This window comes from Schlesneria paludicola DSM 18645, assembly GCF_000255655.1.
Taxonomy (GTDB): Bacteria; Planctomycetota; Planctomycetia; order Planctomycetales; family Planctomycetaceae; genus Schlesneria; species Schlesneria paludicola.
In genome coordinates, this window is record NZ_JH636435.1 from 312,209 (window position 1) to 335,494 (window position 23,286).

The 23,286-nt window shown below is 54.6% G+C and carries 18 protein-coding genes, 1 tRNA gene and 1 pseudogene; 15 read left to right on the top strand and 5 right to left on the bottom strand.

Annotation, left to right across the window (positions count from 1 at the left end):
• Together OSO_RS0118645 and OSO_RS44145 are read left to right on the top strand one after the other, a co-directional pair.
• The coding region (locus tag OSO_RS0118645) for an IS66 family transposase (protein ID WP_010584715.1) at positions 1–684 on the top strand (684 nt) is incomplete at its 5' end.
• 281 nt (positions 685–965) lie between these two features.
• Positions 966–1,427 (top strand): annotated as a pseudogene (locus OSO_RS44145) (IS3 family transposase); the annotation flags it as partial.
• A gap of 294 nt (positions 1,428–1,721) precedes the next feature.
• Here OSO_RS44145 and lysA read toward each other — a convergent pair.
• A complete protein-coding gene (gene lysA, locus OSO_RS0118655) occupies positions 1,722–2,963 on the bottom strand; it encodes a diaminopimelate decarboxylase (RefSeq protein ID WP_010584717.1) in 1,242 nt (413 codons plus the stop codon).
• Between the two features lie 178 nt (positions 2,964–3,141).
• Here lysA and OSO_RS0118660 point away from each other — a divergent pair, with 178 nt between their 5' ends.
• Entirely contained in the window at positions 3,142–3,822 is a 681-nt protein-coding gene (locus OSO_RS0118660; RefSeq protein WP_029247193.1) for an REP-associated tyrosine transposase, read from the top strand.
• Between the two features lie 135 nt (positions 3,823–3,957).
• Here OSO_RS0118660 and OSO_RS0118665 read toward each other — a convergent pair.
• Positions 3,958–4,032: transfer RNA gene (locus OSO_RS0118665), tRNA-Pro, on the bottom strand.
• Positions 4,033–4,453: 421 nt separating this feature from the next.
• Between OSO_RS0118665 and dusB the strand changes: the two genes are divergently transcribed.
• The 5 genes from dusB (at position 4,454) to OSO_RS0118695 (ending at position 9,365) form a co-directional block, all read left to right on the top strand.
• Positions 4,454–5,578: a tRNA dihydrouridine synthase DusB gene (gene dusB, locus OSO_RS0118670; RefSeq protein WP_010584719.1), complete on the top strand. Its 1,125-nt coding sequence runs from the start codon at positions 4,454–4,456 to the stop codon at positions 5,576–5,578.
• A gap of 237 nt (positions 5,579–5,815) precedes the next feature.
• Positions 5,816–6,964, top strand: a complete 1,149-nt coding sequence (locus tag OSO_RS0118675; RefSeq protein WP_010584720.1) for a S1C family serine protease — start codon at positions 5,816–5,818, stop codon at positions 6,962–6,964.
• Between the two features lie 154 nt (positions 6,965–7,118).
• Positions 7,119–7,610: a GNAT family N-acetyltransferase gene (locus OSO_RS48235; RefSeq protein ID WP_010584721.1), complete on the top strand. Its 492-nt coding sequence runs from the start codon at positions 7,119–7,121 to the stop codon at positions 7,608–7,610.
• A gap of 274 nt (positions 7,611–7,884) precedes the next feature.
• Positions 7,885–8,289: a hypothetical protein gene (locus OSO_RS0118690; RefSeq protein WP_010584722.1), complete on the top strand. Its 405-nt coding sequence runs from the start codon at positions 7,885–7,887 to the stop codon at positions 8,287–8,289.
• A 377-nt stretch (positions 8,290–8,666) separates the two neighbouring features.
• Entirely contained in the window at positions 8,667–9,365 is a 699-nt protein-coding gene (locus OSO_RS0118695) for a hypothetical protein (protein WP_010584723.1), read from the top strand.
• Positions 9,366–9,536: 171 nt separating this feature from the next.
• Here OSO_RS0118695 and OSO_RS49945 read toward each other — a convergent pair whose 3' ends face one another.
• The 3 genes from OSO_RS49945 to OSO_RS0118710 form a co-directional block, all read right to left on the bottom strand.
• The gene (locus OSO_RS49945; RefSeq protein WP_010584724.1) at positions 9,537–10,262 is read right to left on the bottom strand and encodes a YciI family protein; all 726 of its coding nucleotides are present in this window, start codon (positions 10,260–10,262) and stop codon (positions 9,537–9,539) included.
• 238 nt (positions 10,263–10,500) lie between these two features.
• Positions 10,501–10,998, bottom strand: coding sequence for a DUF1579 domain-containing protein (locus OSO_RS0118705; protein ID WP_010584725.1), 498 nt, complete (start codon positions 10,996–10,998; stop codon positions 10,501–10,503).
• 181 nt (positions 10,999–11,179) lie between these two features.
• Complete coding sequence (locus OSO_RS0118710) at positions 11,180–12,076, bottom strand: hypothetical protein (RefSeq protein ID WP_157605338.1); 897 nt, start codon at positions 12,074–12,076, stop codon at positions 11,180–11,182.
• Positions 12,077–12,903: 827 nt separating this feature from the next.
• Here OSO_RS0118710 and OSO_RS44160 point away from each other — a divergent pair.
• The 7 genes from OSO_RS44160 to OSO_RS0118775 all read left to right on the top strand — a co-directional run bounded on the left by OSO_RS44160 (position 12,904) and on the right by OSO_RS0118775 (position 23,249).
• Positions 12,904–14,196, top strand: coding sequence for a two-component system sensor histidine kinase NtrB (locus tag OSO_RS44160; RefSeq protein ID WP_083843023.1), 1,293 nt, complete (start codon positions 12,904–12,906; stop codon positions 14,194–14,196).
• Positions 14,193–15,569, top strand: a complete 1,377-nt coding sequence (locus OSO_RS0118725) for a sigma-54-dependent transcriptional regulator (protein ID WP_010584728.1) — start codon at positions 14,193–14,195, stop codon at positions 15,567–15,569. Before OSO_RS44160 ends, OSO_RS0118725 begins: the two co-directional genes overlap by 4 nt.
• Positions 15,570–15,921: 352 nt before the next feature.
• Positions 15,922–16,296, top strand: a complete 375-nt coding sequence (locus OSO_RS0118735; RefSeq protein WP_010584729.1) for a hypothetical protein — start codon at positions 15,922–15,924, stop codon at positions 16,294–16,296.
• 2,006 nt (positions 16,297–18,302) lie between these two features.
• Positions 18,303–19,427, top strand: coding sequence for a DUF1559 domain-containing protein (locus OSO_RS0118760; RefSeq protein WP_010584731.1), 1,125 nt, complete (start codon positions 18,303–18,305; stop codon positions 19,425–19,427).
• 637 nt (positions 19,428–20,064) lie between these two features.
• A complete protein-coding gene (locus tag OSO_RS44165) occupies positions 20,065–21,165 on the top strand; it encodes a prenyltransferase/squalene oxidase repeat-containing protein (protein ID WP_010584732.1) in 1,101 nt (366 codons plus the stop codon).
• Between the two features lie 55 nt (positions 21,166–21,220).
• The gene (locus OSO_RS0118770) at positions 21,221–22,285 is read left to right on the top strand and encodes an AAA family ATPase (RefSeq protein WP_010584733.1); all 1,065 of its coding nucleotides are present in this window, start codon (positions 21,221–21,223) and stop codon (positions 22,283–22,285) included.
• A 52-nt stretch (positions 22,286–22,337) separates the two neighbouring features.
• Positions 22,338–23,249 carry a DUF58 domain-containing protein gene (locus OSO_RS0118775; protein WP_010584734.1) on the top strand — a complete coding sequence of 304 codons (912 nt, stop codon included), beginning with the start codon at positions 22,338–22,340 and terminating at the stop codon, positions 23,247–23,249.
• The last annotated feature ends 37 nt before the right edge of the window (positions 23,250–23,286 follow it).

The window sequence follows — 23,286 nt, forward strand, 5'->3', positions numbered from 1 at the left end:
TATTTCTGGGTGCATGGGACCACCCGGTACATCCACTTTACGTTCGGCACGACGCGCAGTGGACAAGTCTCCCGCAACGTGTTGGGAGACGACTTCACGGGCACCCTCGTGACCGATTGCTACTCAGGCTACATTGCACACTCGGCCGGCGCAAAACAGAAGTGTCTGGTTCATTTGGCACGCACCGCTCGTGATTGGCAGAAGCTCACCGAAGACGGATCGCTGGACTTTCTGTTCTTCCAGGCCGTCAGGGAGTTCGTCAAGCAGGGCTGCGAGTTTCATCGTCTTCGCAGCAAGGGAACGCTCGACACAACGCAAATCGTCGCTGCGAAGGCGTGGCTCCGCGAAGAACTGTTGCGTCTGGAAACAGGGGTCGTCACCCACGGGAAAGCCCGGACATTGCAAGCACGGATCGTCAATTATCACCGCGAATGGCTCGTGTTTGTCGACGACGCGCGAGTCCCACCGACGAACAATCTGGCCGAGCAGTCCTTGAGGCCGCTGGTGGTCCTTCGCAAGATCACGTTCGGCCATCGCAGTCGCGCGGGCGGCGAGCGCATGGCCACTCTCATGACGGTCGCTGAGACCGCTCGTCGCCACGGCCACCGCGCGAGCCAGATCTTCTTGGCACTCATGACTCACCCGCCCAACAAGGTGCTGCGGCAGCTCTACGCCACGGTGTGAGCCTCCTCAAACGATGCGGGAAACCTCTCAGAACAGGGGGCGGTGCTTGATCATCGCCCCCTCAAGATCGCCTCGACAAATCGTTCACTCGGCGTCGAATGCTCCGAGTCTATTCACTGCTGCGCACTGCACAACTTGGAACAAGTATCCGGCAACCCATCCGGCTGACATCGACTCTGTCAAAGCCCGCCGCTATTGACCGCCCGATCGATGATTAGCGAAATGATCCCGTGTAAACGTCACGGGATCACAATCGGTCAACTAAACTTTTACGGGCGTGTGACATCACGTTCGTCCCGATGCGTCGAGGGTACCTGTATTTGACGGCGGTGATGGACTGGTACAGCCGGTACGTGCTGGCTTGGCAATTGTCCAACAGCATGGATGTGGAGTTCTGTATGGAAGCTCTCGACGAAGCGTTGAAGTATGGTCGTCCCGAGATCTTCAACACGGACCAAGGATCGCAATTTACGAGTCACGAATTTACCAAGCGACTCGAACAGGAGTCGATCGCCATCAGCATGGATGGGAAAGGGCGAGCGATTGACAACGTGATGATCGAACGACTTTGGCGAACCGTGAAATACGAGAACATCTACCTCAAGGAATACGTGACAGGAGCCGATTGTCATGAAGGATTGAAGGCGTACTTCCAGTACTATCGCCACGAGCGACCTCACCAGGGTTTGGCCAACCGCACTCCCCGGCAAGCCTATCAAATCCCTCGCTCCAGACCCCGGTGAAGACCATCTAAGAATTGGCTCCCGGTGGTCCGAAAAACGGGGTCCACTTCAGAGAGAAGCAATCAATGTTCATGCCCTCTATTACGCCCCGGGAACAGCCAAATGTTTCAAGGATTCCCGAGAATTTCGGAATTTTCAAAAGAAAACAGCGGCCATCGCTTCCGCTCGTCGATGATCGCTCGGAAGACCCTGGGTCGGGAATGAGTTCACAGCAAAGAACTCGCCACCTTGGCGTCTGTCACGGACGGCCGTTAGTAACGCGGGCGACGCTTGATGCTTCCCAAATCGATTGCCTCAGACTGATTCATAACATGGAATGATCTCAGGGCCTGTTAGGTCGTCGAGGGTCTGCCGACGGCGAATCAAATGGGGTTTTCCAGCATCGATTAGTATCTCGCACGCCAACGGCATCGAGTTATAGTTGGAGCTCATGCTGAACGAGTAAGCGCCGGCGCAGTGAACTACGACAAAGTCACCCACCTGAGCTATGGGCAGCTCTCGATGCTGAACAAAGCCACCATCAGACTGAGTGAAAATATCTCCCGATTCGCAAAGTGGACCGCCGACGACAACGGGCTGGTGGCCAGAATTAGCGCCTTTGGAGTAGCAGATCGACATGGAGTGATATGCTCCGTACAAGATCGGTCTCGCGAGATTATTGAAACCGGCATTGAGCAAGTAGAAAACGTTGGTTCCCATTTGTTTCACAGCTCGAATTTCAGATATCAAAAAACCTGCTTCTGCGACAAGATATCGCCCTGGCTCGACCTCCAAAGAAAGTTTCTTTCCGAGCTTCCGCTCCAGAGACCGACGCGTGTTTAACCACAAGTCTGAGTATGCGCCGATGTCAATAGGTTTGTCGTCAGGTGCGTAAGGGGTTGGTAAGCCGCCACCAGCACTAATTGTGGTCAATGTCGGGCCAACTTGCAGCGCCGCTTGTTCGAGTGCGCTGCAGACTTGCGACAAGTGCTGGAAATCGGTTCCAGATCCAATGTGCATGTGCATTCCTGTGATCGTTAGGCTCGCGGATTTTGCGCGTGAGAGGCACTCCGGCAATTGCTCATACCAAATCCCGTGCTTGGATTGCTCCCCGCCTGTGTTTGTTTTCTGGCTGTGGCCATGCCCAAATCCAGGATTGATACGCAGAGTAATGGATCGATTGGGGCACACAGCGCCGTATTGGCTGATCATATCAGGAGAACCACAATTCACGTGGATTCCCAATTGGCTGACCGTTTTGAGTGTTTCGTGATCGAAGATATCAGATGTGTAGACAATCTCAGATGGCTTGTAACCGGCTTTAAGTGCCCGGTGAATTTCACCTGCCGAGACGGCATCCAACAATACCCCGCGTTGACGGACGACATCGAGTATGGCGAGATTCGAATTGGCTTTTTGCGCGTATCGAATCACAGGAAAAGCATTCAGGTCGCTGATTCGTTCCTCGATCTTGCGCCGGTCATAAACATAGGCTGGGGTTCCAAACTGCTCAGCCAGCGATCGTACGTCCACACCTGCAATCTGCTCAGTAATCATGGGATCCTCAAAAGTCAATTGGTGATTTGTAATTGAATCGAGCGATATTTCAATGAATGGACAGCTACTGTAGCAGAATCCGGGATTGGGTTTCTCAAATCAAAACGCATTTTCATCAAAGAAAAACAAAGGGGACATTCTACTTTACTGTGTGATTAGTTCGCTGTTAACTGTACGCATGGGAAGAACAGCTCGAGCTTCGCAAGGTGGATTTCTGTATCACGTGCTCAACCGGGGCAACGGTCGGGCAGATGTGTTTCATAAGGAGGAAGACTTCGCTGCCTTTGTCAGACTGATGCAGGAGGCTCACGAAAAGGTTCCCATGCGATTGGTCGGCTATTGCCTGATGGCCAATCATTTTCATTTGATGCTGTGGCCACATGGAGATGGAGACCTGAGTCGCTGGATGCAGTGGCTGATGACCGCGCATGTACGTCGGTATCATCGGCACAACAAGGGAAGCGGTCATGTTTGGCAAGGACGCTTCAAGGCGTTTCCGATTCAGGATGATGAGCATTACTTGACCGTCATGCGCTACGTTGAACGCAACCCGCTGCGTGCCAATCTGGTTGAGCGAAGCCAGGATTGGGAATGGTCAAGCCTCAAGCCGACTGAGCGAAGTGGACCGGTTGGACTTCTTTCAGAAGGTCCCATTGCAAAGCCCTCGCAGTGGACTCGGTTTGTTAACGGCGTGGAAACTGAGACGGAACTGAAGGCTCTTCGGCAATGCGTTGCACGCGGGACTCCGTTTGGCGATTCGGATTGGCAACAGGAGACTGCGAATCAGCTTGGGATTGAGGCGTCTTTGCGGCCGCGGGGTCGGCCCCGATTGCAGGACGACGACGAGACGGGCTCGTAACGGAAATCAGGTCAGGAAAATGGGGGAGTGGAATACAGGAAGATCAAGACGGAACTACAAGACGAACAAGGGGACACAAGAGAATTCTCAAAAGGGGACAGGCACCGCGGACGGAGCCAGTCCCCTTTTGAGAATTCGGGATGACAGGATTTGAACCTGCGACCTCTACGTCCCGAACGTAGCGCTCTAGCCAAGCTGAGCTACATCCCGCTGATGTGGCTTGAGTATACTCTGACGTTTCGGGCTCGCCAAGAGATCGGGGAAGGGGCATTTTTCCTTGATAGGAGCAGGGGTTACCTCGTTCTGTTTGACTGATTTCCAACGTCTGTGACTGGCGTTTGTCGCGAATTCGGTGCTATGAATTGGGGCATGACTTGGTTTCTGGCGGCGAGATCTCGTTAGCTGTGAAAGCCTTGAGGGGTTGGCGACGTTTTGTTTGGGCATTGTGGGTGATGGCCTGACATTGCGGCGAGATGAAGGGCGAAGACGCGGCTTGCCGTGGCAGCCTGTTGAAGTCAGGCGGCAGGCACGCTGGTCGTCGGGACGTCATGGTGTTTTTGTTATCTGATCGGAGCCAGTCCTCGTTCCATCAAGGGGCTGGTCGGCCGCAGAACTGTTTGAAGAGACTTGAATGGCTGATGTTGAGTTGTCTGAATCAAAGCTTGCGGAACTGTCCCAGTCGGTCCGTGCGCGCCTGGCCAAAATGCCGCAGTTGTCGTATGGGACGCTAACGCTTGGCTCACGCTATTTGCTGAGTCCCTTGGCCGGGTACACGAATCTGCCGTTTCGCCGAATTGTGCGAGAGGTGGGTGGGGTCGGGCTGGCGACGACGGATCTGGTCAATGCGCGCGGATTAATGGACGGTAGTGCAAAGTCGCTCCAGTTGATTGAAACCTGTCCGGAAGACCGTCCGTTTGCCGTGCAACTGTTCGGCAGCAATCCCGCGATCATGCGGGATGCGGCGCAGTTTCTCGAAGCGCGTGGGATCGATTCGATCGATATCAATATGGGATGCCCCGTCCACCGAATCACCAAGGGGGGGGCCGGCGCGAGCATGATGTGTCAGGTCGACAGTACGGTCGAACTTGTCCGCCTGATCGTGGAGTCGGTGAAGATTCCTGTGACCGTCAAGATGCGGCTGGGCTGGGATCAGACTCAATTGACGGCCCCCAAGTTCGCTCGTGAGTTCGAGCAAGTCGGAGTAGCTGCGGTGGCGATTCATGGACGCACCCGCGAACAGGGATTCAGTGGCGTCGTCGATCGCGACGGGATTCGCCAGGTGGTCGAGGCCGTCGAAAAGATCCCCGTCATTGGTAATGGCGATATCCGGACGGTCGCAGATGGCGTGCGAATGTTTGCCGAAACAGGTTGTCACGGGATTTCCATGGGACGCGGGGCACTCGCAAACCCCTGGATTTTCCGGCAGTTTGTGGAGTGGGAGACGACGGGGCAGGCGAACGTGCCCGGTCATTTCGAAGACCGGCTGGGACTGTTGCTCAAGCAGTTCAGTTATCTCGAGCAACAACGCGGAACGGAACGCGCGATTGTTTCGTTCCGAAAGATGGCGCACTGGTACTTGAAAGCGATGTGCGTGAACGCTCATCTGCGAAACCAAATGCAGAGTGCCCGAACGCGCGAGGAATTTGTCGCGGCCGTCGAGGAAATCGCCGTGCGCGGTCCGTCCCGGGGTTCCCGAACGGGCGTTCTACCAGAACTCGCGATCCCGGTTCCCTCGGGGCCAATCGAGAACTGGTAGGATCACTTGATGACCTACGTGGGCCCGTGTACAAGTCGCGCGACTGTCATCCAGTTCAGCGGGCTGCGCTTCGTCCGTTTCTCGGAGGCGACGAGAGTGTGTGGCCAGGCGGGGGCTGGCGAAGAAGCCTGTGATTGACAACTCCGTAAGATGAACGAAGTTCGTGGCTCCTCGGCTTGCCTGTTGATTGACGGATGTCGATGATAGCGCCATGCCGTTACAGGAAGGGGCTGCGTAATGACTGACGATTCCCATGATGGACTATCAGGTCCAATGGCGGTTGTACCCGCCTGGCTCGTGTCGATTTTGCTACTCGCGGTTTCGGGAGTGATGCTGCAAAACGCGGGTTATTTGCCCGGGTTCGGAGGTCGCGCCGCCAAAGAATCGCGTCCGGTGACGCCGCGCGGTGATCTGGCCGATGACGAGAAATCGACGATCCAGCTCTTTCGGGAAGCTTCACCTAGTGTCGTTCATATTACGACCTTGACTCGCCAACGAGACCATCTCAGCTTCAACTTGCCCAAGATTCCAGAGGGAACTGGGACTGGTTTTATCTACGACGATGCGGGGCACATCGTCACGAACTATCACGTGATTCGTGCGGCGCAGGCGGCACGTGTCATGCTCGCCGATAATAGTTCGTGGTCTGCGGTTCTTGTTGGGTACGATCCTGACAAGGATATTGCCGTGCTCAAGATTTCCGTTCCTGCTGGGCGACTCACGAAGGTGGCCATTGGGACGTCATCGGATCTGCAGGTTGGGCAGAAGGTGTTTGCCATCGGTAGTCCGTTTGGGCTGGATCAGACTTTGACGACCGGCATCATCAGCGGCTTGGGGCGCGAGATCGAATCCGTGGGAGGGCGCCCGATTGAAGGCGTGATTCAGACGGATGCGGCGATCAATCCCGGAAACTCGGGTGGACCATTGCTCGACAGTGCTGGACGTTTAATTGGTGTTAACACGATGATCGTCAGCCCGTCTGGTGCATTCTCGGGGGTGGGGTTTGCAGTGCCGGTCGATATCGTGAATCAAGTGGTGCCGGACATCATCCGAAGTCATCAATCGGAGCGGGGTTCGCTGCCGGTCAAGCTTTTTGACGATTCGATTGCCCGAAGGCTGGGCGTTACATCAGGGGCCCTGATTGATCGCGTGTATGACTATGGCGGAGCCGACGCGGCTGTGTTACGGCCAACGTTTCTCGACGAACATGACGTCATTCACTTAGGTGATCTCATCGTGGAACTCGCAGGCCGTCCGATTCATTCCGCCGGGGATGTCCAGAAAGCACTCGAAGGAAAGAGGCCTGGAGAAGCGGTCACGGTCGTGATTCAGCGGGGAACCTCACGTTTTTCGGTGCAGATCCAATTGCAGGCCGCGAGAAAGTAGCTTGCAATGATCGAAGTCGATTTCCGCGAGTGTGCCACACAAGCACTCACAGACGCAGCTCGTTCGCACAGTGGTTCAATTGCAGTTGCTTCGACGACGAGACGTCTCGCAGAAAAGTAGAATGTCCGCTGGTCCCTCTCGCTAGAAGCCACTCATGATCAGTCCAATCGACGAAGGCGATCTCGATCAATTGTCGAACTTAGTCGATGTGACGGTTCACGGGTCCGTCGCGAACAACAAAGAAGATGCCAAGTTTCTGATTGAGGACATCGTTCGTTCCCTGAAGACCTGGCAGGCGTCATGCTCCCGAGGGTTCCACGCCAAGTATTCTGTCGATGAAGCGATTGTTGGGTTCGTCGTGGTGAAGGAATATTGGAACCTATCGCATCTATTCGTTTTGCCGTCCCACCAAGGTCACGGAATCGGACGAGGCCTGATGCAAGCGGCACTTACTGCTTGCCGTGACAAGAGTCCGCGAGGCAAGATTCAGTTGCACTCATCCAGCAACGCGGTGGGCTTTTACGCGACTTTGGGATTCAATCAAACTGGGGCAGGCATTGAAAGGCCCGGAGGCTGCATCCCGTTCGAATTTGGCTTCTCGCAATTCCATGCAACGGGGGCCGTCGACCCGGACGGTTGCAATTGAAACCCCTGGAGAGCGATGGAATGCCCTCGAAAGTAATCCGACTGTCTGGCCCGCTTGATCCGACCCAGGCAAGTGGGGTTTCAATCCTAGTGCAGCAGGAGTGGCGGAGCCGGTCAAAACGCATGCCGGCCTGTTGACGGTGGCTTATCGTTGCAAAAGCGACTGTTGGCGGGATTTGAGCTTTTTCAAGCAGGTTGCTTGAATTGGACCAATTATTGTTAACACTATCGGAAAAATGAAATCATAAGTTCGCGCCTCAGACATGGAGCTCGATATGGTTGCGATGCCATCATGGAAGCCGCCCAAGAATATCGCCAAAACGCTCGAAGATAGCGGAGGTTTCTGGGAAGACGAACGGTGGTCTCCCATCACCTTGACCGCAATGTCAGGAACTGAGTACGACGGGCGCGAGATTCCGGTCGCATGGCAAGTCGAGTTCGATCCCTCGGAGGACGAGTTCGAAGCGGCCAACGCCAAGTTGGAAGACGCGGATCTTGAACCGGATGGCTACGGTTGGGGCGAGTACATTCAGGAGGTCATCCGAAAGAGCGATCCGGCACTAGCGAATCGTCTCAATACAGACGATTGTGAAGTTGGTGCATGCGTGATTTGGGTCGAGTCGGAAGACGATTGCCGGGTACTTCTCGAAGCCATCTGGACGATTGTCTTCAAGGAGTGAAGGCCGGGGCGAACAGATCGCTGTTTCGACACGAGCTACATTGCTGTATCTCGGACATTTCGTCTCACCAGCGGCCGCCGCGGGCGAGCTTGGTCGTTGTTGTCGCTTGCTTAGTAGCCTGTTGAAGTAAGGGGGACAGGCACCTTGGCGTTCACGATGTCAAGGCGTTTTTTCATCTGGTCGGAGCCAGTCCCCGTTACTTCAACAGTCTGTTAGACTGAATGGCGTTCTGATTGCGGAGGGGAGTGTTGCAGAGATACGATCAATTTCAGATATGGCAATGCTGCATCAGACTCTCGTTAAAGATGTTGTGACCGCGTTACCGTTCATTCTTCCGGCAGCCCATAAACTCGGTCGTTCGGGCAGCATAAAAACTTATGACGGTTTTTACCTTCCATCTTGCAAAGACGACGATTGGCACAGCGATCCAGGCGCTTCTTCGCCCTCCGATTGGGGAAAAAGTTCGTGGCCTAGTTCGCGCCGAGTGTATGACCAAGATGACGCTCGGCGCACCGATTCTTTCACCGGCGCGGATGCAACTCCGTCATCTGACGATGTTCGCCGCGTGGGAGAGCCAGGTCGCGATCGACGAGTTTCTGGCGAATACTCGGCTTGGCCGTGCATTCGCCACCGGCTGGCATGTCCGGATGGCGTTCCAGCGCCGTTGGGGCTACGTCAGCGAGTTTGATGGACTGACGGACATCGCAGTTGAACAAGATCCCACCGCCCCCGTGGTCGCAGTGACGCTCGCCCGGATGAAGCTTTCGCAAGTACCGCGTTTTATTCGTTGGGGCCGCCCGGTCGAGGAACTTGTCAGGGATCACCCAAGTACAACCTTGGCGATCGCCGCCCTTCGGCTGCCACGCACAGTCTCGACCTTTTCGGTGTGGACCTCCCAACAGGAAATGTTCGACATGGTCCGTGGACAGAGCGCGGTGCCATACCCGGCGCGTCATGCGGCGGCCATGGCCGAACGCCAGCGCAAGGATTTTCATTTTGAATTTGCGACCCTTCGATTCCGGCCGATCGCAGAGTATGGAAATTGGGAGGGTCGTACCCAAATCATTCCAACGTGAGCGATCTCATTTCGCTCGCTGTTCGGTTTGGCTGGGCGAGATTGCCGTAGTGCAGCTTTCCAACCGCGAACTCGGGTCATGAAACGTTCAATCGACGTCTTGCCCCGCCTTGGTGCGATTTTGGTCATGGGTGTCTGTCTTAAGGGAACGCGTCTCCGATTCGTCACTCAATTATTCGAGGGTGTAAATCTGCCGCAATTCGGCAGTTCCGAATCGAACCCCGGGGTGTTGTTCCGCGATCGCGATCGCCTCGTCCAAGTCTTTGACGGAGAGCAAATAGTAGCCGCCGAGGACTTCGCGTGTTTCGACAAAGGGTCCGTCTGTTAGGACGGGTTGTCCGTCTCGAACGCGAATCCGCTTACCCGATGACGAGGACTCAAGCGGTGATGCCGCATGGTACTGACCGCGGGCATTAAGGCGATGAGTCAGTTCAACGGCCTCATTCACCGCAGCACGAAATGCCTCAGTCCCGGCTGCCGTCCACGCCTGTTCGTCGTCGAAACTCAGTAGCATCATTTTTAGTTCATTGTTGTCCTCGGAGAAGGGCTTCTCTGGAGGTCTGCCCTCAAGCTCCATGACGGCTCGCACTTCAATGGACTCATTTTCCATGAGAGGGATTCGCTTGGAGATGGCAATGGCATCCTCAATGGCGGGAACGTCGACAACGCCGCACCAGACCACATGCAATGATGTTTCTGGGACCGGTCCAGTGAGAACTTGACGTCGTCCATCGCGAACACGGACGCTGGTGGCTGTGGACGGTGGGAGGAGAGAGATTTTTGCGATGAACCTGACGTCGTTCACCTGCACACAACGCGGCACCGTTGAGTCCGTCACTTTGGATTGATAGCTTAACCTCGACTCGTCATCACCATAGATCACCAGCATGAAATTCATGGGCTCAAATCCTTTCGGCTGCCCGGCAAGCTGGCAGCCGGTTGAAGTAAGGGGGACAGGCACCTTGGCGTTGACGATGTCATGGCGTTTTTTAAGCTGGCCGGAGCCAGTCCCCGTTACTCCAACCGACTGCCAGGGGCCCGACGGCATGTCAGAAAAGGACGGGCAAGGTGGCCTTCCCGATCTCAGGAGATCTTCGACTCACCGCGGAGCCAGTCCCTGGGTTTTCAACAGGCTGTTATGAGTTGGTCGGCTGCACGCGATAGTAGTGCGCCGTCATGAACAAATGCCACTGGCCATCTTCGCCGCAATACTGCGAGGAGAGAATACGATGATTGTCATCAATGAAGCGAATCATGTCCTGATATTTGGCATATTTCGTCTCGTCGGCAAAACTGGGGCCCTCGGAGTTGAGTGTGAGTAGTTGGCCCGTTTCGTCGAGCGATCCCTCGTAGGGCCATAAGTGCGTCATGACGGACGCGACAAATGTTCCGACAAATCGTTTTGACAGGGGATCATACCCTAGTGTCATCAGCGTGATGCAATTCCCGCCACTGGGCATCTCGCTCTGGCCTTCGCCAATCGTCCATAATCCGCCGAGGGAGCGAACGGATTCGGAGCCAGAGGATTTTATCGGCGGCTGATCCGATCCTGGATTACACTCCGATTCGAAGCGCCATTCGCCGACGAGTTTTTGAAGCCACTGATGTTCAGGCAGAGGTTGAGGAGCGTGCATGGGGTTCCCTTTTCTACAATACGTCGCGACGAGCCTTCTCGGTGTAGTCGATTCAGGGAAACGAGAATCGACGGACAAAGACGTTTTTTGAAAACTTTTTTGTCCGTCGATTGATACCGTATCCGGACTCCGTTGACCCGAGAAAGCACTGGCGCAACGCAGTGCAGCGAGGACGATTCTACTACGGAGATGGCTTCAGATCCTGACGATTCAAGGTGACGTCGCTGAAAATAATTGGCGTTCCCCAGATCGTCTCGACGCTCGCGACTGATTCAATCCACTGGGGATTCGGGGTCAGAATCGCATCGACTTGCTTGATCTCAGGAGTCGGTGGTACCTGGAGGGTGATTTTCAGCGTTCGCTCGCCAAATCCAGACATTCGTCGGTCGTGGAGTTTATTCGCCGTGATCTGGCCACATCGAAGACGATCGTTTCCGATGACAAGATCGACGTCAACACTAATCGGGACCTGCAACTTTTCATTCACGTTCAGTACGACAACCGCCTGGGCCTGGTTTCCCATGGAACGTACGATCACCTGCTCAAGCACAACTCCACCTGTGTTGTTGGGATCCAGTCGAGGATCAGTGACTTGATGCACGATCTCGGTCCCTGGTGAGTATATGTTCAGTTCAATCTCAGCTGTTCGAGTCCAACTGAATCTCGCATTTGGCCAATCAGAAGACTTTGCATCCTGAGCGAGTTCAATCATATCACTCGTTCGGACGATGGCACTCTGAACGTCAAGTCTGAGCAGATGCTTACCGTGCGGCAGATGAGGAAGTTTCAGATCGAGCATGCACCAATTGATGTGCGAGCCGTACGATTTGAACCCCACCACTTGGTCGTTCACTGTGATGGATTGAACCTCATTCAGAATGCTGAACCCGAGCGAGTTCAGCTTGAAAGGGCTTCCCCAGGCAAACGACAGGTTGAGTGATTTCTGGCCTTCCCGCATTCTCAATCTTGACTCGACTCGCGGCTTGCTCTCATAGGCTTTCAGGAGTCGAATGGCGTTTTCTTCTGGAACGAGCTTACGTTCAGTCAGATCTTTGAGCAGCGGTTCCGCCCAACTCAAAGGAACGGAAATCCCATCCGGGTGATCTCTTTCCAACCAGGAGGTTAACCCATCGAGAATCCTTACAGTCTCCTGAGTCGTGAGAGGCCTTTGCTGCAATTTTTGCCATGCCCAAGGCAAATCGGGCTGCGCCAATGCAACCTGAATGACTTCCGCCGTGGATTTCTGTTCAAGCTGATGTGGCTGAGCGGCCAACTCTTTAAGAGTTAGGGAGTTATCGAATCTCATTCGTTGGAGGAGGGGGCTGGAGAGTGCGAACCCCACGCCGCAGAGCAATATGAACCCTGCAATCATCCGTCCGAAGGAGGGGGGGGCGAAGGCCGCTCACAAACGTACGGCCATTCCATGGAACGGCCGACTGACCGGGTCTCGCCTCGGAAAATGCAATTGTCTCAACTTGAGTTTTGATTTCACCAATTTGCTGGTAGCGACGCTCGGGTTCTTTTTCCAGGGCGCGTAGAACAATGGCATCCAGCCTCACGTCAATGACGACTTTTCGGGACGGCGGCAAACTGTGAGGGTGAAGCGGAGGGCAAAGGACTCGATGAGGACATGGTTTTCCGGAACAAACTTGGATTCAACGAATGCCGCACTTCTGCGGCGGGATTTGCCTCGCCCGGGCCGCTTCGAGCGGCGTGTTACAAGCGATCAAGCGTCGAGGAGATCCTTCTCGGAGACGGGTTCATGACTTCGTCCTGATCGAGTTTCTACATGGATTGGACGATACGAGTGGCCCCATTTCGTGTCAATCAGCTCCGTTCGTGCATGGCAGATGGTTGACCAGGATGGTGCCGACCTGTATCTGATACATGCTGGTGGGAGACTTCATGGCGGACAGTGAGCAACGCAACACGAAAGGGGCTGCATCGCGGCCTCGAAAAGAAACGGTTTCCGCGCTTCGCGAAAGCGAGCGGAGATTTCGTGCGATATCGGCGTGCACCTATGATTGGGAGAGTTGGCATGACGAACATGGGCGGCTCCAGTGGGTAAATGCTGCGGTTTTTCGAATGACGGGCTATTCTGTTGAGGAATGCCTGACAATGGCAGACTATCCGCTGCCGATTGTCTGCGAGGAGGACCGTCCACGGATTGCCGAGATACTCTTGTTGGCGGCACTGGGAACTCCTGGGAACGATGCTGAATTTCGGCTTCGCCGTCGGGATGGCCGAGAATGCTGGGGTGCGATCTCGTGGCAACTGATCACGGACGAAGACGGTGTTGATATGGGCTTCAGGACGAGCGTGCGCGACATTGCCGAGCGTAAGCGAATGGAGCAGCAAATCGCGGACTACACCGAAAACCTCGAGCAACTTGTCAGAGAACGCACGGCTCGGCTGCTGGAACTTGAGGATCGCCGGGCGAAGCTTGACCGGCTTGCAGCGCTAGGACAACTGGCCGCCGGAGTGGCCCATGAGATCAATAACCCGCTCGCAGGAATTCGGAACGCCGTCGAGTTGATTCGCGAGAGTGTTTCGGCCGAATTTGAGAACCGCCCGCTATTGGATGTGGTGCAGTCTGAGATTGATCGAATTGCAGGAATTGTTCGGCAGTTGTACCAACTCCATCGCCCCCAAACGGTGGCCAACAGAGATGTCGATCTTGTCAAAGTCGCCAAACAGACGATCCAACTTCTGTCTGCGATTTCCCGGCGACATCGCGTCCATGTCGTTGTCACGGGCGTCGATGGCGAAATTGTTTTGGCGCGACTGCCAGAGGGGGAGCTAACGCAAGTCCTCTACAATATCCTTTTGAACGCGGTTCAGGCGTCACCCGGCGGCGCACAGGTCGATGTGTCCATCTGTGTCGACGAGCAGTATGCACGGATGCGGGTGACGGACTCTGGGGCAGGTATTCCCGCGGACATTGCGTCGAAGATCTTTGACCCGTTCTTTACGACAAAGCACGGAACGCCCGAACCTGGCATGGGATTGGGACTTTCCGTCTCTCAAAGTCTCATTCAAGCAATGGGTGGGCAAATCGATCTTGAATCGGGAATCCCTGGGCGTACGACGTTTCTGGTCACGGTTCCGAGAAGCCTGGCCAGTCCCGACCCCGTCGCTGTGCAATGCGATGGCCGCACTAACGCCCCCCTTAGCAATCCATCGGGAGACGATCGGTGACTGACGAACGAATAAACCGAATCCTTTTGGCTGATGACGAACCACTTTATCTGCAGACCACTGCGGAATTGCTCCGTCGGGCAGGATTCGAATGCTTGACTGCGGTCGATGCTGAAGGTGCTCTCTCGCAGCTTTCTACGAGGCAGATCGACCTGATGATTGTCGATTTGAACATGCCTGGAAACTTGGACTTGGAGTTGCTGAAGATCGGCCGACGAGACTATCCCGATGTACCGATGATCGTTGTCACAGGGGCACCATCACTTCACAGTGCGATTGACAGCGTGAAACTGAGAATCTCGGACTACCTACTCAAGCCAGTTAAGTTCGAAGACCTCGTTGCCAGCGTTCGCCACTCGCTTTCCCACGATAGAACGACGAAAGATCCTGCCCTCGCGAACAATCCAACATTGCTTCTCGGCGAGTCTCCCCAAATTCGCGAGATTCATGATCTCATTCGACGAGTGGCAATGACAGACGTCAGTGTCTTAATCACCGGTGAAAGCGGTACCGGAAAAGAGTTAGCCGCGCAGTCACTTCACCGATCCAGTCGACGACATCAGGCTCGATTTGCGACAATCGATTGCACGGCGATTCCGGAATCGCTGTTTGAGTCGGTCTTGTTTGGGCACACAAAAGGTTCCTTTACGGGGGCGACCAACGATCAGCCTGGCTTGCTGAAGGAAGCGGACGGGGGAACAATCTTCCTCGACGAGATCGGGGAGTTGCCGTTGTCGCTTCAAGCGAAGTTACTAAGAGTCATACAGCATTCGACGTTTACTCCGGTCGGACAAACTCGCCCGATGACAATCGATGTCCGCTTTATTGCCGCGACGAATCGAGATCTGGAGGAAGAGGTTCGGCGGGAGCGGTTTCGTCGCGACCTGTTCTATCGATTGGCAGTGGTGCCAATTTCGCTGCCTCCCCTTCGTGATCGCGGCGGCGATGTCATGCTTTTGGCAAATCACTTTCTCCGTCAACTTTCACTCGGAAACCAGCCGAATTATTCTGAATTTTCACTTGAGGCGGCCCAGTCCTTGCAGACCTATTCATGGCCTGGAAATGTGCGAGAACTGCGTAACGTGGTCGAACGCGCGGTCGTACTCTCAAGCGGCCGGGTCATCGAACAATCGGATCTCCCATCAGGACTTGCTCAGGCCGATTCAGCCGGAACCCCGTTCGAACTCGGCGAAGGCGCCTCTGCGCGAGGTCGCGTGCTGTCGCAAGCGGACCGAAGCTACATTGAAGAGCTGCTACGAGTTTCCGGCGGCAATGTCAGTCGGGCAGCGGCCACGGCAGGGCTGACCCGACAGGGCTTGTACAAACTTCTGCAGAAGCACGGTCTGCCGCCGGCCAGATTCCGTACGCAGTAGGCGAACGCGCCTACTTGATGTGTCGATGTCACCAATTGTTGACACACCGTAACAGGTCTCTATTTCGCGTGCATTTCGACTGGACGACGGCTGGAGTGTCGCCAGTCGTTGGCAAAGGGCGTGAACTGATCACGGTCGCCATACGCCCAGCAGTCGTGACGCATGTCATGTGCATGAAATCAGTTGCGACCACTTTTCCTCCTGGGCAACTGGTCTGATTCAGACTTGGCATGCAACCTGCCTAGTCCGCAATTGGTGATGACAGATTTACCACGAAAGTCGGTAAGGCACCCTGTCTCCGTGATGTCGAATCAAAACAGCTAGGGAGAAACGGATGCAAACGAGATCGATTATGCGACGCGCCGTCATTGCTGGAGGAATTGTGGTCACCGCGTATGTGCTGACGCCACCCTCGGCGAGTGCGGGAATCTTTCGCGGCCTGTTTCGCGGGCAGCGATGTCAAACGCAAACCTACTATGTTCAACCGTCCCCCTCGTCGACGGTCGCCCCGGCTCAGACACAAGGCTCTGCCGCTAATGGTTCCGCTCAATATCAGTCGTTCTCATACGAGCCCGGAGCGACCGCGCCACAAGCCATGCCGCAGGCGGTGCCACAGCCAGTAAACTCCGGTACGCAGTATCGAGGCGTCTACCGTGTGGAACAGGGGCATTCCGTGCCGAACATGTTCCGTGGCGATCGGAAGATGCTTGGTCTGCAAAGCAATTGATTCAAAGCGGTCGATCGCAGCATTGTCGGTGGAGTCGCGCCCGCCTTCTGACTGACATGCACGGCGAAGATTTTTCACCATTTATTTCTGGTACCATCTGAAGCGTCGACGCCGTCAGCTTACAGCGATCGGCGTCGACGCACTAATATGCGTTAATATTATCGATCGCTTGCAATTCACTCGTCGCTCGAGCTTCGTTCATATTGGCCACGCACCGCACGATTGGTGCCGCCTCTCCGTTCGCATGCGAAGCATTTGCCCGCATGGAGATTCTGGATTGAGGGGCCGTAGAACGCTCTACGTGAACGCCAACGGCCTCACGTCAGACGCAATCGGGGACGGCCTACTGCGGTACCGGGAAGCGTCTCGCGCGGCCCGCGATGATCCCCGCAAAGAAACGAAAAACCACCTACGAGCGCTTATCGTAGGTGGCTCAGGAGTGACGGCATGTTGGGGCCGTCAGCAACACGTGAAGAATAGCAGATACATGCGAGACTGAGAAGCTTGAGTGCTTGAAAAACAACGATTTAAGCAACTTCGATTGCGTTCAAATTCGTCCATTGCAGCCCCATTGTTGAGCTCAGAAGTTCGTGCCTCCTTGAGATTCAAGGAGGCACGAACTTCTGAGCTCACATTGTCTGGAGCGCAGTGCTCTTGCACTCAGCGGAAATCTCGCTGACACAGAAACATGGTCCACGTCAGATTGGAATCGGGCCGACTTGCGACGGGAGAAATGACAGAACCATTGCATTGATCTCAAGGTATCGCGCAGCAGAGTCGCCGCCCTTTCCGTGTTGCGTCCCATATCGCTTGTCAAATTGAAACTGGCGAGCTTGCGACAGATGTCGTCTCATACCACTAAGCGGTGCACTATTTATATAATTGGTGACAGATCTCCCGACGAAATGTACTCGATCGCTGTGGGGTCTTGCGGCGGATGAATTGACGAGAGCATCTCTTGCGAATGGTGTAGTGCCGACATTCGATGTCTGCACTACGCGAAACATCGAGATCATGCGACGGGCATATCACGGTCGTCTGACGGGCAGATGGCTCGGTAGGGGGCTCTGACACAGGCTGATCCCAAAAACCATGTGTCGATACGATGGCTTGCTGTGGTTTTCTACGGGACGCTGTCTGGTGAGATCGTTATTGACTGAAGTCGCGGAGGCAGCATTTCGCGGCACTCTGTACATCAAATTTGTTCCCACGCGAGCACGTGATCGAAGTGGTTGAGGTGGCGTCAGCGGCCACGCAATTGACGCTGTTTGAGGCGGAAATTCTGCTCAGACTCTGCATTCCTCCATTGACGGTCCGTGTTTGGTGAAAAGCCGAACACCACGATGATCGAGATCAAGCCAGCTCGGAAGTTGTGCGCCCAGTTCGAGGATTCAGATTGAGAAACCCGCTTGAGGATCGAGGCCGGGAACAACATCTGCCGATTCTTCTATATAGTGCGATTGCTCACCTCGCAAATCACGTCTGATCAGCCAGTCGAAATAAGAGAAACAGACACCTTGGGCTCTATGATGCCATACCGTCTTTGAATCTAAGCGAAGCCAATCCCGTCATCTCAACAGGCGGCTAGAAACTCGACACTCAAATCTTCGACATTTGACATCAAGCGTTCCTGTACCGGAAGTGGGCTTGATGTCGTTCGTCTTTGAATGCCACACCCACTCGTCGGGCCGCCCCCAAAGGCGGTGGATGAAAAGGAGGTTGTTGTCCTGTCATCACGAGAAAACTGACGGTTTCTACGAATCCCGCCATCTGGCACGCCATTCGAAGTGGCAATGACCGTGTCGGTTGTCGCGGCACTTCTGATGCAATTGAGCTTGACGGTTCGTCACACCATGTCGTTCTGGCGAATTTTCTGATGGCGGGCGGTTCATTCGTGAGATGGGAGCCGCTTGTCTGCAAGTTTAGCACTTTTGTGAATCATCTCTTTTCATTGGAGCGCGTTCGCATGTCGAGTGGTTTTCTCATTCGTCGAAGGGGCATGAATCATGCTGGAAAACAAATACTTCAATCGTCGGAGGCCAAGTGGCTTTACGCTCATTGAGCTGTTGACAGTCATCGCAATTATCGCACTCTTGATTGCGATTCTGTTGCCTGCCGTACAGCAAGTCCGAGAAGCGGCCCGCCGCATTCAATGCCGAAATAATCTCAAACAAATTGGGCTGGCAATCCACAACTATCACGATGTGATGAACGTTTTGCCGCCCGCATCGATCACGGGTTCTCCGCCATGCGCCGCCTGCGTCTATCCGAACGCGTCGGGGTGCAGCGAATGCCCAGGGCCAGTCTTTCGCAAGGGACCTGTGACGGTCTTTTTGCTGCCTTATATTGATTTGGCAGTGATCTATAATGCCATTGATTTCAACGCGGCCAATATTGAGTCGCCACTGCAATTTACTCTGGACAATTCACAGCCGATCGCCAACGTCAAAATCAAAACCTATCAGTGCCCCAGCGATTCTTACGAAAAGTTTATCTGGAATGGGTACGGGCGACTGAACTACATGACATCTCTTGGCCCCTATTCCATGGCGTCAAATCATGGGAACTGGGCGAGTTCCTGCGGTTGCGACATGACGGGTACGGCCGCGTCAACGTTGGCCGCGGCATTAACGATTTACACCGAGGCGACTCCGCCCGGTGGATCACAGGCTCTAAGAACCAATACCGGAAGCAATCGGAGTCCAGGTGCGTTCGGAAATCTGACGTGGAACAATTTGACAGGGGCTCCGATTGGCGGGTGCAGCAGTTTTGCCGAGTTCTCTGATGGACTTTCCAATACGATTTTCGCTGGAGAAACACGGCCAACCTGCAACAATGCCGCGCGGAGTGGCTGGTACTTCACCTCCAACGGATGCGGAAGCGGGACGACCGGCATTCCGATTAATTGGGACAGTTGCGATCAAGTGACCGTCCCGGGATCAGAGACAAACTGCAACGTTTCGTGCAGCGCGAATACGAGTTATGGCTTCAAATCCGCCCACAAGGGAGGCTGCCATATCCTTTTTGGCGATGGACGCGTCGCATTCGTCTCTGAAAGCATCGACATGTGGACCTATGCCAAACTTGGAGCTAAGGCTGACGGTTGCGTGCTAGAGACTGATTCATTCTAACCATCAGCCCGGCATTTAAGGCTTGAACCACCACGGACGACTGATTCTTTTCAACTTGTGAGAACAAGGGTGAAAGGCACCGCTGGATTGATGGAGTCATAGTTTTCTTGCATGTGATCGGAGCTCATCCCCGGAATTTCACAAATTGTTCGCGTGAATCAGGCAATCACGCCCACACCAGATAGCCCATGAGATCGAAGTCGACCTCGTGGGCTATCTGCATGATGCCAGCTCGATCAAAAAACCGCCTCGTCGAATCAGGCTGATCCCTGTTCACTTGGCTTGCTGCCCGCCGAACGGTTTCAGGAGGGACGAAGGGCGAACCGTTCGGACCATCGGAACTCGCGACGCCTCAACGAGCGATCCGAGCCAACAGGCCAATTGCCAACTTCAAATCGACGAGGCTTGGTTTGCAAGGTCCGAAATGCGCAACTTCAAAAGCTTAAGTGTGGCCTACTTCTCATTCGAAGAACATTGCTATTTCCAGTCGAGACGTTTAGTCTGTAGTTAGACATTTCAGGAACTTCTGCCGCTCGTTGGGACCAGAAATACAATGACTCTGAGGGCCGCTCGTTGTTCACTCAGCCGATGCCTTCGCACGCATCGGGCTTTTCCATTGATTCTTGTCGGCGTCTCCATGATGCTGACGCAGGGAACAGCACCAGCACTGGGGCAAGAGCGAAAAAAGGTCAATGCCGCTGGCCCACGAACGGTTTCTCGCGAGGTTCTGACTGAAGCGCAATGGCAAGAGGTCGAACAAGCGATCGACCGCGGATTGGCATTCTTGAGCCGCCGCCAGAATGGCGATGGGGCGTTTAATACGAACCCGAACAATGAGCCTGGAATTTCTGGTTTGTGCGTGTTGGCATTCTTGTCACGTGGGCATTTGCCTGGACAGGGACCGTACGGGATCAATTTGACTCGTTCGGTGGACTATATGTTGAATAGCCAGCATCCCGACGGGTTGATTGCCAGGTCTCGTCAGCCGTATTACGCCCCCTACAGCCATGGGATTTGTTCGCTGGTGTTTGGTGAAATCTATGGAATGTCGAGATCGGACGATGAGCAAAGACTTCGTCAGGCGATCGAGAAAGCGATTGTGTTCACGAGTCACCGCTATTCTCAGCCGAAGGCCCATGCTGACGACGAAGGATCGTGGCGCTATCTGAAGCGACATCGAAGCAGCGATGGTGACCTGTCGATCACATCGTGGAATGTGATGTTTCTTCGATCGGCAAAGAATTCCGGCTTTACGATTGACGTCAGTCTGATCGATGACGCGTTGGGGTATATGAAACGCGTCTACGACCCGCAGGTCAAAACGTTTCGTTACGAGATTCATACCGACGACCCGCAGCACAATCACACGCGGGCGATGGCTGGGGCCGGTACGCTATCTCTGGCCTTATCGGGTGACCATCATTCGGAACTCGCGGAAAGCGCGGCCCGCTACATCTTGAAACGCCCCTTTGATCAGTATGATCGCCCCATCCCAGGTGAAGAGCATCCGTGTTACTCGGCCTTCTACTGCAGTCAGGCCATGTTTCAGATGGGGGGCGAGTACTGGTCCGAATTCTATCCTCGCCTGGTCGACACACTGCTAAGAGCGCAGCGCGCCGACGGGTCGTGGTTGCTCAAACAAGGGGCCGACGTTGCTTGCGGCCCGGAATACATGACGGCGATGACGATTCTGGCCCTGACTCCGCCCTATCAGCTTTTGCCAATTTTTCAGCGTTAAGCGTTCTCAATGGCCTAATCGTTTCGGTTAAGACGCTCACTTGGGAGACAACGACATGTCGACATCGGATGGAATCGAAAACACTCCTCATGGCGATGCGGCCGAATTGCAAGCCGTCGAAACACTACACAAGAAATATCAGGCAATGCTGACGCAACTCGCAGGAGTTCTCGTTGGCATGGACGAAGTGATCGAACAGGTCATGATCGCCATTCTTTGCAAAGGACACTGTATTCTTCAGGGAATGCCAGGATTGGCAAAGACGCTGCTCGTCTCGTCCACGGCCCAGTTGATGCACCTGACCTTCCGCCGAATTCAGTTCACGCCCGATTTAATGCCGTCCGACATCACCGGCACCGACGTGCTCGAAGAAGATCGCACGACAGGTAAACGTGTTTTTCGCTTTGTCCCGGGGCCACTGTTTGGCAATGTGATCCTGGCGGATGAAATCAATCGAACACCACCGAAGACCCAGAGCGCTCTCTTGGAAGCCATGCAGGAGCGTCAGTTGACCATCGGTGGTGAAACCTTCGCTTTGCCTGATCCATTCTTCGTCATGGCGACGCAAAATCCAATCGAGCAAGAGGGAACATACACCCTGCCCGAAGCGCAGCTTGATCGATTTCTATTCATGATTCATGTCGGATACCCCGGTCAGCAAGATGAGATCGAGATCTGCAAACGTGCCACGACGGAATATCGATTTGAAACGGAAACCGTTCTGACGGCGGATGACGTCCACTTGATGCAAAAGCTTGTTCGCAGAGTTCCCGTAGCCGATCATGTTTACGAGTTTGCCGTCAAGCTGGTACGGATGACCCGTCCGGAAGAGAAGCTGCTGCCCGATGCTCTGGCTGAGATGATTCAATGGGGCGCTGGTCCGCGTGCCGGAATCTTCCTGCTGCTGGCCGCCAAGGCGCGAGCGATCCTGCATAAGCGGCATCATGCGACAACCGACGATGTTGCCGCCGTTGCCATCCCAGTCCTTCGGCATCGCATCATTCGCACGTTCAATGCTGAGGCGGCGGGGGTCTCGACAGATCAAATCGTTACCAAGCTGCTAGCCAAACTGCGGGGCGGTGTGGCCGTGAACCATCGCCCCAAGGCAATCGCGCGATGATTCACGCGCATTCCGACATCCCTCACGCCGAAACGAGGAGTTTTGAAATTCGATGGCTGCGGTAACTGAACAGACATCGTTCCTGAAGTCCGAGGTGCTCAGTCAGATCGGCAATCTCGAGTTGCTATCCACGCGGGTCGTTGACGGCATTCTATCGGGCAAGCATCGTTCAACCCTACTGAGCGGCAGCTACGAGTTCGCCAATCATCGAGCGTATTCGGCTGGCGACGAAATTCGAATGATTGACTGGAAGGTCTATGCTCGCCGCGATCGGTATTACATCCGGCAATTCGAGGAAACCACGAATCTACAGGGGATGATGGTCGTTGATTGCAGCGGTTCGATGGAGTTTGGACTTTCCACAGTCTCCAAGCTCGATTATGCCCGTGCCGCTTGTGCCTGCTTGTCTCGACTGATGCTGCGACAGCGTGACGCCGTGGGGCTGGCGATTGTCGGAAACAAGGTTGAATCCTACCTTCCTCCAAAAGGCTATCCGCTTTATTTGCAGTCGATCCTGCACACTCTCGAACAAACAAAGGCGTTGGGCCAGACGCGACTTGGTCCGAACTTGTTCGATTTGATGCGACGACTAAAGCGGCGAGGCTTCTTCATTCTGTTCACCGATGGATTAGGGGACTGGGATGCAATCTCGGACGCCTTGAAACAGGCGAGGCTGCGCGGCCATGAAGTCTTGCTGTTTCATGTTATGGCACCCGAAGAACTGTCGTTTCGATTCAATCGTTGGTCTCGATTCGAATGCCTTGAAGCCGTTGGAACAAAACTCGATCTGGACCCTCCATCGGTGCGAGAAATCTACCTGCGAAATCTGAATGCATTTCTCGACAAAGTTCGGGGCGAGTGCACGGGCATGGGGGCAGATTACGTGTTGCTATCAACGGATCAGGACCTCGGTACCTCGCTGCGCTACTACCTTGGCCGTCGAACCGCCCGCAATAAACAATAGTCGGGCTGGGATGCACCACGTCCACATGCATCTCAGT

Bases quoted from the DNA above. Each gene is read 5' to 3' on its own strand.
- lysA (WP_010584717.1), bottom strand. From the start codon at position 2,963: ATGATTACTGAGCAGATTGCAGGTGTGGACGTACGATCGCTGGCTGAG.
- OSO_RS0118660 (WP_029247193.1), top strand. From the start codon at position 3,142: ATGGGAAGAACAGCTCGAGCTTCGCAAGGTGGATTTCTGTATCACGTG.
- dusB (WP_010584719.1), top strand. From the start codon at position 4,454: ATGGCTGATGTTGAGTTGTCTGAATCAAAGCTTGCGGAACTGTCCCAG.
- OSO_RS0118675 (WP_010584720.1), top strand. From the start codon at position 5,816: ATGACTGACGATTCCCATGATGGACTATCAGGTCCAATGGCGGTTGTA.
- OSO_RS48235 (WP_010584721.1), top strand. From the start codon at position 7,119: ATGATCAGTCCAATCGACGAAGGCGATCTCGATCAATTGTCGAACTTA.
- OSO_RS0118690 (WP_010584722.1), top strand. From the start codon at position 7,885: ATGGTTGCGATGCCATCATGGAAGCCGCCCAAGAATATCGCCAAAACG.
- OSO_RS0118695 (WP_010584723.1), top strand. From the start codon at position 8,667: ATGACGGTTTTTACCTTCCATCTTGCAAAGACGACGATTGGCACAGCG.
- OSO_RS49945 (WP_010584724.1), bottom strand. From the start codon at position 10,262: ATGAATTTCATGCTGGTGATCTATGGTGATGACGAGTCGAGGTTAAGC.
- OSO_RS0118705 (WP_010584725.1), bottom strand. From the start codon at position 10,998: ATGCACGCTCCTCAACCTCTGCCTGAACATCAGTGGCTTCAAAAACTC.
- OSO_RS44160 (WP_083843023.1), top strand. From the start codon at position 12,904: ATGGCGGACAGTGAGCAACGCAACACGAAAGGGGCTGCATCGCGGCCT.
- OSO_RS0118735 (WP_010584729.1), top strand. From the start codon at position 15,922: ATGCGACGCGCCGTCATTGCTGGAGGAATTGTGGTCACCGCGTATGTG.
- OSO_RS0118760 (WP_010584731.1), top strand. From the start codon at position 18,303: ATGCTGGAAAACAAATACTTCAATCGTCGGAGGCCAAGTGGCTTTACG.
- OSO_RS44165 (WP_010584732.1), top strand. From the start codon at position 20,065: ATGATGCTGACGCAGGGAACAGCACCAGCACTGGGGCAAGAGCGAAAA.
- OSO_RS0118770 (WP_010584733.1), top strand. From the start codon at position 21,221: ATGTCGACATCGGATGGAATCGAAAACACTCCTCATGGCGATGCGGCC.
- OSO_RS0118775 (WP_010584734.1), top strand. From the start codon at position 22,338: ATGGCTGCGGTAACTGAACAGACATCGTTCCTGAAGTCCGAGGTGCTC.